The sequence below is a fragment of the Streptococcus sp. S1 genome, assembly GCF_034137685.1.
Taxonomy (GTDB): Bacteria; Bacillota; Bacilli; order Lactobacillales; family Streptococcaceae; genus Streptococcus; species Streptococcus dentalis.
Window position 1 is genome coordinate 86,263 of sequence record NZ_CP139418.1, and the last position, 14,731, is coordinate 100,993.

The 14,731-nt window shown below is 42.8% G+C and carries 9 protein-coding genes and 2 pseudogenes; 2 read left to right on the forward strand and 9 right to left on the reverse strand.

Annotation, left to right across the window (positions count from 1 at the left end; genetic code table 11):
* Nucleotides 1-193 precede the first annotated feature (193 nt).
* Nucleotides 194-2,008, forward strand: a complete 1,815-nt coding sequence (locus SM121_RS00435; RefSeq protein ID WP_320910940.1) for a glycoside hydrolase family 16 protein — start codon at nt 194-196, stop codon at nt 2,006-2,008.
* Nucleotides 2,009-2,063: 55 nt separating this feature from the next.
* Here SM121_RS00435 and SM121_RS00440 read toward each other — a convergent pair.
* Nucleotides 2,064-3,046: pseudogene (locus tag SM121_RS00440) on the reverse strand (transposase); the annotation flags it as partial.
* A 306-nt stretch (nt 3,047-3,352) separates the two neighbouring features.
* On the opposite strand from SM121_RS00440, the gene SM121_RS00445 reads away from it, so the two are divergent.
* On the forward strand, nt 3,353-5,791 hold the full coding sequence (locus SM121_RS00445) for a glycoside hydrolase family 16 protein (protein WP_320910941.1): 2,439 nt from the start codon (nt 3,353-3,355) through the stop codon (nt 5,789-5,791).
* Between the two features lie 252 nt (nt 5,792-6,043).
* Here the strand turns inward: SM121_RS00445 and SM121_RS00450 are convergent, their stop codons facing one another.
* The 8 genes and pseudogenes from SM121_RS00450 to pnp form a co-directional block, all read right to left on the reverse strand.
* The gene (locus SM121_RS00450) at nt 6,044-7,711 is read right to left on the reverse strand and encodes an alpha-glucosidase (RefSeq protein WP_151379145.1); all 1,668 of its coding nucleotides are present in this window, start codon (nt 7,709-7,711) and stop codon (nt 6,044-6,046) included.
* Nucleotides 7,712-7,777: 66 nt separating this feature from the next.
* On the reverse strand, nt 7,778-8,908 hold the full coding sequence (locus SM121_RS00455; RefSeq protein ID WP_003004342.1) for an ABC transporter ATP-binding protein: 1,131 nt from the start codon (nt 8,906-8,908) through the stop codon (nt 7,778-7,780).
* Nucleotides 8,909-9,032: 124 nt separating this feature from the next.
* Nucleotides 9,033-9,893: a helix-turn-helix domain-containing protein gene (locus tag SM121_RS00460; RefSeq protein ID WP_003013556.1), complete on the reverse strand. Its 861-nt coding sequence runs from the start codon at nt 9,891-9,893 to the stop codon at nt 9,033-9,035.
* Complete coding sequence (locus SM121_RS00465; protein ID WP_003004765.1) at nt 9,890-10,288, reverse strand: Mini-ribonuclease 3; 399 nt, start codon at nt 10,286-10,288, stop codon at nt 9,890-9,892. The genes SM121_RS00460 and SM121_RS00465 overlap by 4 nt, the downstream gene beginning before the upstream one ends.
* Entirely contained in the window at nt 10,281-11,624 is a 1,344-nt protein-coding gene (gene cysS, locus SM121_RS00470; protein WP_003013775.1) for a cysteine--tRNA ligase, read from the reverse strand. Before cysS ends, SM121_RS00465 begins: the two co-directional genes overlap by 8 nt.
* 20 nt (nt 11,625-11,644) lie before the next feature.
* Nucleotides 11,645-11,791 (reverse strand): annotated as a pseudogene (locus SM121_RS00475) (GNAT family N-acetyltransferase); the annotation flags it as partial.
* A gap of 23 nt (nt 11,792-11,814) precedes the next feature.
* A complete protein-coding gene (gene cysE, locus SM121_RS00480) occupies nt 11,815-12,432 on the reverse strand; it encodes a serine O-acetyltransferase (protein WP_003013745.1) in 618 nt (205 codons plus the stop codon).
* A 24-nt stretch (nt 12,433-12,456) separates the two neighbouring features.
* The gene (gene pnp, locus SM121_RS00485) at nt 12,457-14,673 is read right to left on the reverse strand and encodes a polyribonucleotide nucleotidyltransferase (RefSeq protein ID WP_003013620.1); all 2,217 of its coding nucleotides are present in this window, start codon (nt 14,671-14,673) and stop codon (nt 12,457-12,459) included.
* Nucleotides 14,674-14,731 lie beyond the last annotated feature (58 nt).

The following is a 14,731-nucleotide window of genomic DNA, read 5'->3' on the forward strand; positions in this document are numbered from 1 at the left end:
ATTTCTTTATGGTAGAATAAGAGGGTATTCGATAATACGTAGTGATATATTTTTACAATAATATAAATAAGATATTTTTCATAAAAATATACACAACGGTAACGTAATATAGAAAACAATTTTTGAAAATTGTTTTGCAGATTTTTATCTGAAAGATCCTTCAAAACTACAATATAAAATAGGAGTACTACGCATGGCAAATATGCCTACTAAACACAAATCGTTTCGTGTAGGATTGAATTTTTTAGGAGTAGCTACAATTCTGTGCACTAGTTTTTTAGCTTCATCTGGTACAGTAAATGCTGATTCTAGCGTAAGTAATGAATCAACAAACAAACCTCTACCAATCACTCCTCCCAACATCGATCCTAACAGTTATAGCTTGACATGGTTCGATGAATTCAATGGTACAACACTTGACCAATCAAAATGGGCCTATGCCTATTCAAGTTTTGACACTGCTGCAAGAACTCAAATGCACAATACTGATAATCCGGAAAACGTTTCAGTGTCCGATGGAGTTCTGCATCTAACAGCGCTTTACTCACCAACACGACAAAGGTGGAACTCAGCTACTAAACAAATGGAAACTATTCCAAGAACAAATACCAGAAAAGACAAAGACGGGAAAGTAGAAGTATACCCTGCACCGTTTACATCTGGAGCCATTAATACTTTTAATGACAAAGGTAAGGTAAAAGCATCTTTTAAAGGTGATTTCTATGCTGAAGCTCGTATCAAATTACCAATGAGTGAATCATCATGGTCCTCTTTCTGGTTAACTGGTACGAATCGCAAGGAATGGCCTGGTAATGGTGAAATCGACGTCTTTGAATCAAAAGGATATGATCCAAGCGTTCTACAAGCCAATACCCATACACCTAAATCAGAGGGAGCTAGAAATAGCAAACAAACCCAAAGGCAAATTTCTAATAATGGAGATACACAGTCTGACTTCCACACATACGGAGTCTTAAAGACTAAGGATAGTGTCAACTTCTATTATGATGGAGAGCTTAAGGGAACTGTTCTAATGAAGGACATTAAGGACCCAAATCCATTAGCTGATCCTGAAAATGGTATGACTTTACGTCTAAGTCATATGGTTGGTGGTTCATTCCTAAAAGACGGAACGCCTGGTGGCCGTGACTACACTGATGCTACTCAACATATCGACAGTTACCGTGATGGTTCTCGTTCAGATATGCTTGTAGATTATGTACGCGTATGGCAGCCAATTTCCACGGAAGAAACTACTACAACTACTACAACAACTGAAGAGCCTACGACTACTTCAACTACAACAACTGAAGAGCCTACGACTACTTCAACTACAACAACAACTGAAGAGCCTACGACTACTTCAACTACAACAACGACTGAAGAGCCTACAACTACAACAACTACAACAACGACTGAAGAGCCTACAACTACTTCAACCACAACAACGACTGAAGAGCCTACGACTACTTCAACCACAACAACGACTGAAGAGCCTACGACTACTTCAACTACAACAACGACTGAAGAGCCTACGACTACTTCAACCACAACTACAACTGAAGAGCCTACGACTACTTCAACCACAACTACAACTGAAGAAACATCAGAAAACCCTGGAACTACAGAAAATCCTGGAACTACAGAAAACCCTGGAACTACAGAAAACCCTGGAACTACAGAAAATCCTGGAACTACAGAAAACCCTGCAACACCAGAAAATCCTGCAACACCAGAAAATCCTGCAACGCCAGAAAATCCTGCAACGCCAGAAAATCCTGGAACACCAGAAAATCAAGGTAGCAAAGATGATTGGAATTCCCCTACAACCCAAGAAGCACTTCAAAATAGTAATGAAGAAAGCCTAGCCCAATCATCAGGAAACGGTGGAGGTCACAAATCACTTCTTCCAAGTACCGGTGAAGTTGTAGCAACTGGCCTTGTATTCTCAGGAGTACTTACGTTAGTAGGTGCAGTCTCTTTGAAACGTAAATCATCTCGTAAATAAACAATAAATACTAGATAAAATGACTCTTTGTCAACTGTAGTAGGTTGATAAGACGTTACAAAAAGGAGAGAACCAAAATGGTTCTCTCCTTTTTGATGTTCAAAGCTATGAGGATTCTAGTTTTGAAGTTTTCAAAGTTCCGGAAGCCAAAAGCATTGCGCTTGATGACCTTAATGAGGTTATTAGTAGCCTCTAGTTTTGCATTTGAGTATGGCAGTTCCAGTGCGTTTATGATCTTGTCCTTATCTTTCAAAAAGGTCTTAAAAACAGTTTGAAAAATAGGATTTACACAAGAAATCGCTTCTTCAATAAGATCAAAGAAATGGTTAGCTTGTTTCTCTTGAAAATGAAAGTGTAATAGTTGATAGAGGTCGTAGTACTGTCTAAGTTCTTGAGAGTATGAAAGCAACTTTTCTAGAACCTCTTTATTGGTCAAGTGTGAGCGAAAAGTAGGGCGATAAAAACGTTTATCGCTGAGTTTACGACTATCCTGTTGAATGAGTTTCCAGTAACGTTTCAGTACCTTATATTCGTGCGATTTCCGATCAAACTGATTCATGATTTGGATGCGAAGACGGTTCATAGCACGACTTAGATGTTGTACAATGTGAAAATGATCCAGAACGATTTTAGCGTTTGGGAGTGAAACAGTCTGGGGGACTGTTTCAGCCTGAGCCTTGAAATTCGAAAGCGAAGTTTTCTGGCAATATCGTAGTAGGGGTTAAACATATCCATGGTAATGACTTTCACTCGACTTCTCACCTGTCTAGAATAGCGAAGGAAATGATTGCGAATAATTACTTGAGTCCGCCCATCCAGAATAGCTACGATCTTTCTGGAATTAAAATCCTGTGCAATGAAGCTCATCAACCCTTTCTTGAAGCTGTATTCATCCCAAGACATGTGAGTTAGAAGGAAAGATAAATCTGTCTTGAATTTGAATTCTTTCAATTTACGAATGACTGTTGAAGTAGAGACAGACAGACTTTCTGCGATAGCTGTCATAAGAATCTTTCCAATGATGGTTTGGTCACTTTTCATTATAGGTCTTATGGGACTTTTCTTTTTGCTATTCTTTTTATAACCCTTAATTAAATTACATAGAAATGATCTTGCCCGTCATTAATGTAATACACCACTTCTTTTTTTTGTATATATGATATAATTTTATTAGAAAAATCAAATTATTTAACAATTATTATTAACTAATAATTGAAAATATCTTTAATTATGATAAAATGAGTAGAGAGTATAGTTTTAATTTATATTAAGTAGTATATATTTATTTTAAACCTTCTCTTAAATGAATTTATCATTTAAAAATTTGAAAATAGGAGGATATTTATGAAAAATATTCCTAGTAAGTACAAAAAACTTAGGATAGGACTAATCATTTTAGGTGCCAGCACTATTTTAAGTAGCAACTTTTTTACTTCAATAAATACAGCCTACGCTGAGTCCGGTAAAGATAGTGAATTACCTAAGTATACATTGCCTGAAGGAGTACCTACTAATTACAACGTGTTATGGAATGATGAGTTTAACGGAAATGAGTTAGACCAAACAAAATGGGGTTATCTGTATTCTTCTTTCGATACTAGGGCTAAAACTCAAATGCATTTTACTGATAAACCAGAAAATGTTTCAGTATCTGATGGTGTCTTGCATCTTACAGCTCGCTACTCACCAACGCGCGAAAAATGGAATTCAGAAACAAACCAAATGGAAACCGTCCCTCGAACAAACACGAGATTGGATAAAAATGGTAAGGTTATAGAAGAATATCCTGCTCCATTCACATCTGGCGCAATCCAAACCGTGGATTCTAAGGGCAATGTTAAGGTAGCGTTTAAGGGTGATTATTATGCTGAAGCTCGTGTCAAATTGCCTATGAGTGAGTCTTCCTGGTCAGCATTCTGGATGTTTGGTACAAAGTATCCAGATTGGCCTGCTAGTGGTGAAATTGATATCCTAGAATCTAAAGGATATGATCCGAATTACTTACAAGCTAATGTTCATTCACCGTTTAAAGTTAATGCTGATTATAGTCAACAGAACGCAAAGCGTATCCCTAATAATGGTGACACACAAACTGATTTTCATACATATGGCGTCCTAAAACAAAGTAATAAAATGACTTTTATTTATGACGGTAAGCCATTTCACACGGTTGATTATAATAAACTGAATGTGAAAACTCCTTTTGTAGACCCAGATAACACTATGGCCCTTCGATTTACTCATATTGTTGGAGGATCGTTTCTTAAAGATGGAAATAATAGTCCACGCAACTTCACCGACGCTACTAAACATATTGATAGTTATCTAGACGGTTCGCGTTCTGATATGCTTGTAGATTACGTACGTGTTTGGCAGCCTGAAGAAACAACAAGTGAAGAGGCAACTACCACTACCACTACCACTACAACTACAACTGAAGAGCCTACAACTACTTCTACAACTACAACTGAAGAACCTAAGACTACTTCAACTACAACAACAGAAGAGCCTACTACGACTACTTCTACAACTACAACAACTAAAGAGCCTACTACGACTACTTCAACTTCAACAACTGAAGAACCTAAGACTACTTCAACTACAACTACAACTGAAGAACCTAAGACTACTTCTACAACTACAACAACGACTGAAGAGCCTACAACTACTTCAACTACAACAACGACTGAAGAGCCTACAACTACTTCTACAACTACAACTACAACAACTGAAGAGCCTACAACTACTTCAACCACTACAACAACTGAAGAGCCTACAACTACTTCAACCACTACAACAACTGAAGAGCCTACAACTACTTCTACAACTACAACTGAAGAGCCTACAACTACTTCAACCACTACAACAACTGAAGAGCCTACAACTACTTCTACAACTACAACTGAAGAGCCTACAACTACTTTGACTACAACTACAACTGAAGAGCCTAAGACTACTTCAACTACAACAACTGAAGAGCCTAAGACCACTTCAACTACAACAACGACTGAAGAGCCTACAACTACTTCAACTACAACAACGACTGAAGAGCCTACAACTACTTCAACTACAACAACGACTGAAGAGCCTACAACTACTTCAACTACAACAACGACTGAAGAGCCTAAGACTACTTCTACAACAACAACAACGACTGAAGAGCCTACAACTACTTTGACTACAACTACAACTGAAGAAACACCAGATAATCCTGGAACTCCAGATAACCCTGGAACTCCAGATAATCCTGGAACACCAGATAACCCTGGAACTCCAGATAACCCTGCAACACCAGATAACCCTGGAACACCAGATAACCCTGGAACACCAGATAACCCTGGAACACCAGATAACCCTGGAACTCCAGATAATCCTGGAACACCAGATAATCCTGGAACTACAGAGAACCCTGGAACTACAGAAAACCCTGCAACGCCAGAAAATCCTGCAACGCCAGAAAATCCTGCAACGCCAGAAAATCCTGCAACGCCAGAAAATCCTGCAACGCCAGAAAATCCTGCAACGCCAGAAAATCCTGGAACTACAGAAAATCCTGCAACGTCAGAAAATCAAGGTAGCAAAGATGATTGGAAATCCCCTACAACCCAAGAAGCACTTCAAAATAGTAAGGAAGAAAGCCTAGCCAAATCATCAGGAAACGGTGGTGGTCACAAATCACTTCTTCCAAGTACTGGTGAAGTTGTGGCAACTGGCCTTGTATTCTCAGGAGTACTTGCGTTAGTAGGTGCAGTCTCTTTGAAACGTAAATCATCTCGTAAATAAACAATAAATACTAGATAAAATGACTCTTTGTCAACTGTAGTAGGTTGATAAGACGTTACAAAAATGAGAGAACCAAAATAGTTCTCTCATTTTTTATGTTCAAAGCGATAAGAATTCTAATTTTAAAATTTTTAGGCTTCTTGCTAGCCGTTAGCGGTGGCCTCCTCCTCTTGAAAAAGAAGGAAGTTGAGTAAGTTCCAGGTTTAGACTTGGATGCTATGAAAAGAACCTTCGCAGATGCGAAGGTTCTTCTTATTCCACCAATTCCAACACAACAGTTTGGTAAGGGGCCAATTCGAGCACTTGCTCTCCTTCTTGGAATAATCCTGCAGTATTATTTAAAACGACCGTTTTAATCGGAGTTGGCAACTCCAGGGTGGCCTCACGATTTTGGAAATTGCTAATCACCAAGAGACGCTTGTCCCCACGGCGTTCGAAAGCAATGATGTTTTCACGGTCCCGATAAGCCGGGATCATATCTCCAAACCGAATGGTATTTCCGTATAGGGGATGGCGGTACAAGGCGGTCAGCTGGCGATAATAATTCAAGATGGAATTGGGATCCTTTTCCTGATCTTCCACATTGATGGCAACATCTGGTTTTGGGCTGATCAACCAGGCTGACCCATCGCTAAAGCCCAGACCTGGCTCTCTTGACCACTGCATGGGTGTCCGTGCATTATCCCGGCTGTATTTGGCGATAACTGCTAAGGCTTCTTCCTCGCTCAAACCAGCTTCTTTAGCCACATGGTAGCCATTGATGGTCGCGATATCATCAAAATCTTCCACCGATTCAAAGACTTGGTTTTCCATTCCAATTTCTTGGCCTTGATAGATAAAAGGAATTCCCTTGCGCAAGATTTGAATGGTTCCCAGGGCTTTTTTACTGGTATTGTTTACTGAACCTTCCGCGATATAGTGGGACACACCACGAGGTTCGTCATGATTTTCGATAATGGTAGAGAGGATCCCAATGCTATCCGCGCGCTCATGGGCTTGGAAAATACTTTCCTTGAGTTCATCTGCTGTTGGAAGACTGTGGTCAAACCAGCCTTTTCCTTCTTGCCCCAGCATGGTTTGTTTGAAGTCAAAGATCGAGGAGAAGACACCATCTTTTCCAATAAAAAAGTGCAACTCTTCGTCGGTTTCATTGAAAACTTCCCCTACTGTGAAGGCATTGTACTTGGCAAAAGTACGCTCCTTTAACTCTTGCAAGAAAGGTTCAATCGGTTGGGCATTGACCAGCGATTCTGGTACTGGAACCAAGCCATTTTTGCGATCAGACGGAAGTGAACGCCATTCTAGATCTTTTTTAATGTTGATAATGGCATCGATCCGGAAGCCCGCAATTCCCTTGTCCAACCACCAGTTGATCATGGTGTAAATTTCTTCGCGCAAGACAGGATTTTGCCAATTAAGGTCTGGCTGATCCTTGTGGAAAGAATGGAGATAGTATTTGTTGGTGCCAGGAACCGGCTCCCAGACACTGCCTCCAAAGTAACTTTCCCAGTTGTTGGGTTCCTTGTCACTTTCGATGAAATAAAAGTAGTCTGCATAAGGGCCATCTGGATCCGCTAGAGCTTTTTGGAACCATTCGTGATGACTGGAGCAGTGGTTGACCACCAAGTCCATGATGATGGAAATGCCCCGCTTCTTGCCTTCCGCAATCAACTCTTCCATATCTTCCATAGTCCCAAAAATAGGATCAATGGCATAATAGTCGGAAATATCATAGCCCTGGTCAATAAACGGACTCTTGTAAATAGGAGATAACCAGAGAATGTCAATCCCTAAGTCTTGAAGGTAATCGAGTTTTTCCGTGATTCCTTTCAAATCCCCAACGCCATCACCATTGCTGTCTTTAAAGCTTTTTGGGTAGATCTGATAAGCGACCTTCCCCTTCCACCAGTCTTTTTCCATGTTTTGTCTCCTTAAAATGAAAGAGACTGAGACATATCGTCTCAGTCTCTACAGTGTCAGTACGTATTAGTATACTGTTTTTTCAGTTTCTTTGTCGAAGAAGTGAGCTTTGTTCAAGTCAAATCCAAGTTCGATAGTTTCACCAGTTCCAAGGTAGTCACGCGCATCCACTTTAGCGATGAATTCGTTGTCACCAACTTGGCAGTACAAGTGAGATTCAGAACCAAGCAATTCAGAAACAGAGATGGTTGCTTTTACTACTGATTCTGGGAATGTTTCAAGGAAAGCAGATTCTGTATTCACGTCTTCTGGACGGATACCAAAGATGATTTCTTTTCCTTCATATCCTTTTTCACGAAGAACTTTCAAAGTACCTTCTGGAACTTTCAAGTTAAGGTCTTTAGCCACGATGTGATCACCATCTAATTTCACATTGATGAAGTTCATTGCAGGGCTTCCGATGAATCCAGCTACGAATTTGTTTACTGGGTTTTTGTACACTTCTTGAGGAGTTCCAACTTGTTCCACACGTCCGATTGTACCAGTACCTGCAGGGTTCTTAGTAGCAGACATGATAACGATACGGTCCGCAAGTGTCATCGCTTCTGTTTGGTCGTGGGTTACATAGATGGTTGTAGCACCGATACGACGGTGGATTTTCGCGATTTCAGCACGCATCGATACACGAAGTTTAGCATCCAAGTTTGACAAAGGTTCGTCCATCAAGAACACTTTTGCGTCACGGACAATCGCACGTCCCATGGCCACACGTTGACGTTGACCACCAGAAAGGTCAGCTGGTTTACGATCCAAGAATTCTTTCAAACCAAGGATTTCAGCTGCTTCTTGTACACGTTTGTCGATATCTTCCTTGCTGTATTTACGCAATTTCAAACCAAATGCCATGTTATCGTACACAGTCATGTGTGGGTAAAGAGCGTAGTTTTGGAATACCATGGCAATATCACGGTCTTTAGGTGCTACGTTGTTTACAACAGTACCATCGATCGAACATTCACCTTCTGTGATGTCTTCAAGACCAGCGATCATACGAAGAGTAGTTGATTTACCACATCCTGAAGGACCTACGAAAACGATAAATTCTTTGTCTTTGATGTCCAAGTTGAAGTCTTCAACTGAGTAGTGTTCGCTATTTGGATATTTTTTATAAATGTGATTCAGATTCAATTCTACCATGATGGTACTCCTTTGATTTTTATAGTTCTATTGTAAATGAAAACGTTTTACAAATCTATGGCAAGTCTCACAAAAAAGAAAAAGAGTTTTGTGCAAGTTGCACAAAACTCTGGATTGATTCCGTTTAAATCACATCTTGTAAGACCAAATGATAGCACAGGGCTAGATCTGTCAGATTTTTCAACTGAAGCCCCGTCAACTCCTCCCACTTGTCAATCTTGTATTGGAGCGAATTGCGGTGGAGATAGAGTTGCTGGGAGGCCTTGGTTACGACTGCCCCATTGTCCCAAAGAGCAACAATGATGTCTTGCAATTGATCTTGACTTTCAATCAACTGATGCAAGCTTGCTTTGATTGGGGTGAGATCCAGATCTGCCTGCTCGATTCCCCACAGATAGAGTTGAGAAAAGCGATAGACACCTTGATGGCCTTCTCGAATCCAAGCTCGAAAGACAGCCTGTTCTGCTCGGATGACAGGAGACACTTTCCCGTCTTTAGACTCGGTCCATACTTGCCCGACCAGAATAGATAAACGAATATTGAAGTCATACTCCATGGCAGAGACGGTATCTTTTAAGATATCGGCCACAGGTAAAGACTGGTCTTGGTCCAGAATGAGCACATAATCTTGTCCGCTCAGTTGCAAGGTTGCTCGGAAGTTGGGTAAGAGTGTCTGCATCATCTCTAGCCAAGAAGCCGTCCCTTCCGCTGTTGAATGCGAGATGTGGCAATAGACGAGCTGCATTTTTTTGATGACTTGAGGGGCTTCTCCCTTTCCATCGATCAGGTATTGGTACCAAGGATTAGGGGCAACCTCTTCTTCATCGCCCAACCAGGAAATCAATTGTTTTTCTCGCTCGGTTAGCTCTTCTTCCTTCAGCAGCAACCATTGATGAGCCTGAAGGGGAATGGCTACATAACCTACTGGTGGATTGGCTTGATCCGTCACCTCTGCATGAGGAAACCACTCTCTGATATTTTTCACTGCTTTCTTCCTTCTTCTACTTGCTGGATGCACCAGTCAATCAGCTCTTCTAGACGAGAGAGCTCCCCCGTCATATGGAGATAACCCATGACAGCCTCAAAGCCCGTCGACATCCGATAGGTCACGACATCCGCATTTTTGGCCTTGGTATGGCTATTGGTATTGCGACCGCGCTTGTAGATCTCCAACTCTTTTTCCGTCAGAATTTCTTGCTCCAGCATGCTTTCAATCAAGCTGGCCTGAGCCCTAGCAGAGACATAGCGGGTGGCAGCCTGGTGAAGCTTATTGGGCTTGGTCATCCCTTGAAAGATCAGGTGTCTGCGAATATACATGGAATAGACCGCATCTCCCTCAAAGGCAAGGGCAATCCCATTGATTAGATTGACATCAATCACGTGTCCACCTTACACCTTCTTTTGTATCCAAGAGCTTGATTCCTTGCACAGCTAATTCATCGCGAATGGCATCTGCTCGCGCAAAATCTTTCTTAGCCCGCGCTTCCTGACGTTCAGCGATCAAGGCTTCAATATCTGCATCCAAGACTTCTTCGACAAAGACCACTCCAAAGACTTCTAACATCTTGGTCAAGGTATCCTTGACGTCTTGATTGTAGTGACCTGAATTGATCCATTTAGCCAATTCAAAGATGACGGTGATGCCGTTTGCCGCATTGATATCTTCATCCATCGCCGCGATAAACTTATCCACAAAGCCTTGCAAATCTGCTGGATCTACTTCTCCTGTGAACGGTTGCTCATAGGTATTTTTCAAATACTTGAGGTTGGTCTCCGCATCGCGCACCGCTTTTTCTGTAAAGTTAATAGGCTTGCGGTAGTGCTGGGTTGCAAAGAAGAAGCGAAGCACTTGGCCGTCGATAGTCTTCAATGCATCATGCACGGTGATAAAGTTGCCTAAAGACTTGGACATCTTGACATTATCAATATTGACAAAGCCATTGTGCATCCAGTAATTGGCAAAGGTCTTGCCTGTTTTAGCTTCAGACTGGGCAATTTCATTAGTATGGTGTGGGAACTCAAGGTCGGCTCCACCACCGTGGATATCAATGGTATCGCCTAAAATCCCCGTTGACATGACCGAACACTCGATGTGCCAGCCCGGACGACCAGGACCCCAAGGACTGTCCCAAGAAATCTCTCCTGGTTTGGCAGCTTTCCAGAGGGCAAAGTCGACTGGATTTTCCTTGCGGGCTGTTTCTTCATCTGTCCGACCTGAAGCTCCTAGCTCCAAGTCTTCCAAGGTTTTATTGGCTAACTTAGCATAGTTATGGGATTTTTCCACACGGAAATAAACATCACCTTGACTCTCATAAGCATAGCCTTTTTCGATCAAATCTGCGACAAAACGAATGATGTCATCCATAAACTCAACCACACGAGGGTGACGGGTTGCAGGTTTCACCCCAAGAGCCGTCACATCCTCACGAAAGGCTGCGATGTACTTATCCGCCACTTCCTGAGGAGTAATGCCTTCTTCCTTGGCACGGTTGATGATCTTATCATCCACATCGGTGAAGTTGGAAATATAGGCAACTTCGTAGCCACGATACTCAAAGTAGCGACGAATCGTGTCAAAGGCTACCGTTGAACGGGCATTCCCAACGTGGATATAGTTGTAAACTGTTGGCCCACAAACATACATGCGGACCTTCCCTTCCTCGATGGGGATAAATTCTCGCAAATCACGAGACATGGTATCATAAATTTTTAACACGCTTCATTTCCTTTCTGTTTCTACTCTTTTGGCTTCAAGTAAACCACCTGAGTCTGTTTGACAAAGCCTATCTTTTCATATAAGCGTTTGGCACCTACATTGCTGTCTTCCACGGCAATCTGAAATGCCTTATCATTTTGCTCCATGAGTTGGTTGACGAAGGATTGGTGACACGACTCATTGGATCTCCTTACAGGCTCGAAGACCGATGGCTGGCTTCCTTGGCATGCTCCAGCTTGTTCATGTAGTATTCGCGTTTTTCTTCTTCTTGGTGAATGACTGGTTCGTCTTTTCGACCGTGCACCCGCACGATCTTGGCAGGAACACCGACAACGGTCACATCACTTGGTACATCTGAGACCACGACAGCTCCTGCTCCGACTTTAGCCTTGGCTCCGATTTCCACCGGGCCAATGACTTGGGCATGAGCGGAGACCAAAGCTCCTTCACGAACCGTTGGATGGCGTTTGCCGACATCTTTCCCTGTTCCCCCAAGGGTCACCCCGTGGTAGAGCATAACGCCTTTTTCAACAATGGCTGTTTCCCCAATGACGAGGCCTGCTCCATGGTCGATAAAGACACCCGAAGCAATGGTCGCACCTGGATGGATTTCGATCTGGGTCCAAAAACGCCAGAACTGACTGTGCATCCGAGCTAGAAGCTTAAAGCCATGATTCCACAAAAAGTGAGAAACACGGTGAGCAGCTAACGCTTTGACGCCTGGATAGGTCAAAAGGACCTCCAGCGAGGTACGTGCTGCTGGGTCATTTTCTTTTACAATATCAATGGTTTCACGCCACCATCCCATACCGTGCTCCTTTCTTTTAAATGCTTATTCTTTCGTTGCTTCACCTGCATCTTTGGCAAAGTCTTTTCTAGTTTTGTGGTGACGAGGACGATCGCCATGACGAGGACCCTTTTCACCTTTTTCTTCTGAATGTTCAGGTTTTGGTGGACGTGGCAAGAGTGCCTTCATGGAAGCATCTACACGACCTTTTTCGTCAATCTTGATAATCTTAACATCCACTTCATCCCCAATCGCTACCAAGTCTTCGACACGGTTGGTACGCGTCCAAGCCATTTCAGAGATGTGAACGAGGGCATCCGTCTTGTCAAAGAGGTTGACAAAGGCACCGAATTTCTCGATCCGAACAACTTTGGCATGGTAGACTTCGTCCACTTTGGCTTCACGAACCAAACCAGCAATGATTTCTTTAGCGCGGTTAATGGCTGCTTGGTCGCTCGAATAGATAGATACGTTTCCTTCTTCGTCGATATCAATCTTAACGCCTGTTTCAGCAATGATCTTATCGATGGTTTCTCCACCCTTACCGATGACAATCTTGATCTTGTCGACATCAATCTTGATGGTATCAATTTTCGGAGCAGTTGGAGCCAATTCTGGACGAACTTCTGGAATCGTTGCTTCAATCACGTCAAGGATTTCAAAACGCGCTTTCTTGGCTTGGGCAAGCGCTTCTGTCAAGATTTCTGCAGTAATCCCTTGGATCTTAATATCCATTTGAAGGGCTGTAATCCCGTCACGAGTCCCAGCAACCTTGAAGTCCATGTCTCCAAAGTGGTCTTCCAAACCTTGGATATCTGTCAATACGGTGTAGTTGTTTCCATCTGAGATGAGACCCATGGCAATACCAGCTACTGGGGCCTTGATTGGCACACCACCAGCCATAAGGGCAAGAGTTCCCGCACAGATAGATGCTTGAGATGAAGAACCATTTGATTCCAAGACTTCTGCTACCAAACGGATGGCGTATGGGAATTCTTCCAAGCTTGGCAATACTTGAGCAAGGGCACGCTCACCAAGAGCACCGTGACCAATTTCACGACGACCAGGCGCACCGTAACGACCTGTTTCCCCTACAGAGTATTGTGGGAAGTTGTAGTGGTGCATAAAGCGTTTCTTATACTCAGGATCCAAACCATCGATGATTTGCGTTTCACCCATTGGTGCCAAGGTCAAGACAGAAAGGGCTTGCGTTTGTCCACGCGTAAAGAGACCTGAACCGTGCACACGAGGAAGATAGTCAACTTGTGCATCCAAAGGACGGATTTCATCGACCTTACGACCATCCGGACGAACCTTGTCTTCTGTGATCAAACGGCGCACTTCTGCGTGTTCCATTTGTTCCAAGATTTCAGCCACGTCCCGCATGATGCGATCAAACTCTTCGTGGTCTGCATATTTTTCTTCGTAAACTGCTGTGACTTGGTCTTTGACTGCTTGAGTCGCAGCTTCACGAGCCAATTTTTCTTCTACTTGAACCGCTTTTTGAAGGTCACTGTTGTAGGCTGCGATGATTTCAGCCTGCAATTCAGCATCCACATGAAGCAATTCCACTTCTGCTTTTTCTTTCCCAACTGCCGCAACGATTTCTTCTTGGAAGGCAATCAACTCTTTAACAGCTTCGTGCCCTTTCAGAAGAGCTTCCAACATGATTTCTTCTGACAATTCTTTGGCACCAGACTCTACCATGTTGATAGCGTGTTTGGTACCAGCTACTGTCAATTCAAGAAGCGAGCGCTCTGCTTGCTCTTGCGTTGGGTTGATGATGATTTCCCCGTCCACATAGCCTACTTGTACCCCAGCGATTGGTCCGTCAAACGGAATATCTGAGATAGAAAGTGCCAAAGATGAACCAAACATCGCTGCCATTGGTGCAGATGCATTTTCATCGTAAGAAAGGACTGTGTTGATCACTTGCACTTCGTTACGGAAACCTTCCGCAAACATTGGACGGATCGGACGGTCAATCAAACGCGCTGTCAACGTCGCATCTGTAGAAGGACGACCTTCCCGTTTCATAAAGCCACCAGGAAATTTCCCAGCCGCATACATTTTTTCTTCGTAGTTGACTTGAAGTGGGAAGAAATCCCCAGTTGCCATCTTCTTAGACATGACAGCTGCCGTCAAGACAGTTGACTCACCATAACGTACGACAACAGCCCCATTGGCTTGCTTGGCAACCTGACCAGTCTCTACGATTAACTCACGACCCGCAAAAGTCGTTTGAAACACTTGTTTTGTCATTGTAATCCCCTTTGGATTGATAAAATTATACGACTTGCCTACAAAAATCAGGATACAA

Coding starts and splice junctions, on each gene's coding strand:
- SM121_RS00445 (WP_320910941.1), top strand. CDS start 3,353: ATGAAAAATATTCCTAGTAAGTACAAAAAACTTAGGATAGGACTAATC.
- pnp (WP_003013620.1), bottom strand. CDS start 14,673: ATGACAAAACAAGTGTTTCAAACGACTTTTGCGGGTCGTGAGTTAATC.
- SM121_RS00435 (WP_320910940.1), top strand. CDS start 194: ATGGCAAATATGCCTACTAAACACAAATCGTTTCGTGTAGGATTGAAT.
- SM121_RS00450 (WP_151379145.1), bottom strand. CDS start 7,711: ATGGAAAAAGACTGGTGGAAGGGGAAGGTCGCTTATCAGATCTACCCA.
- SM121_RS00455 (WP_003004342.1), bottom strand. CDS start 8,908: ATGGTAGAATTGAATCTGAATCACATTTATAAAAAATATCCAAATAGC.
- cysE (WP_003013745.1), bottom strand. CDS start 12,432: ATGGGATGGTGGCGTGAAACCATTGATATTGTAAAAGAAAATGACCCA.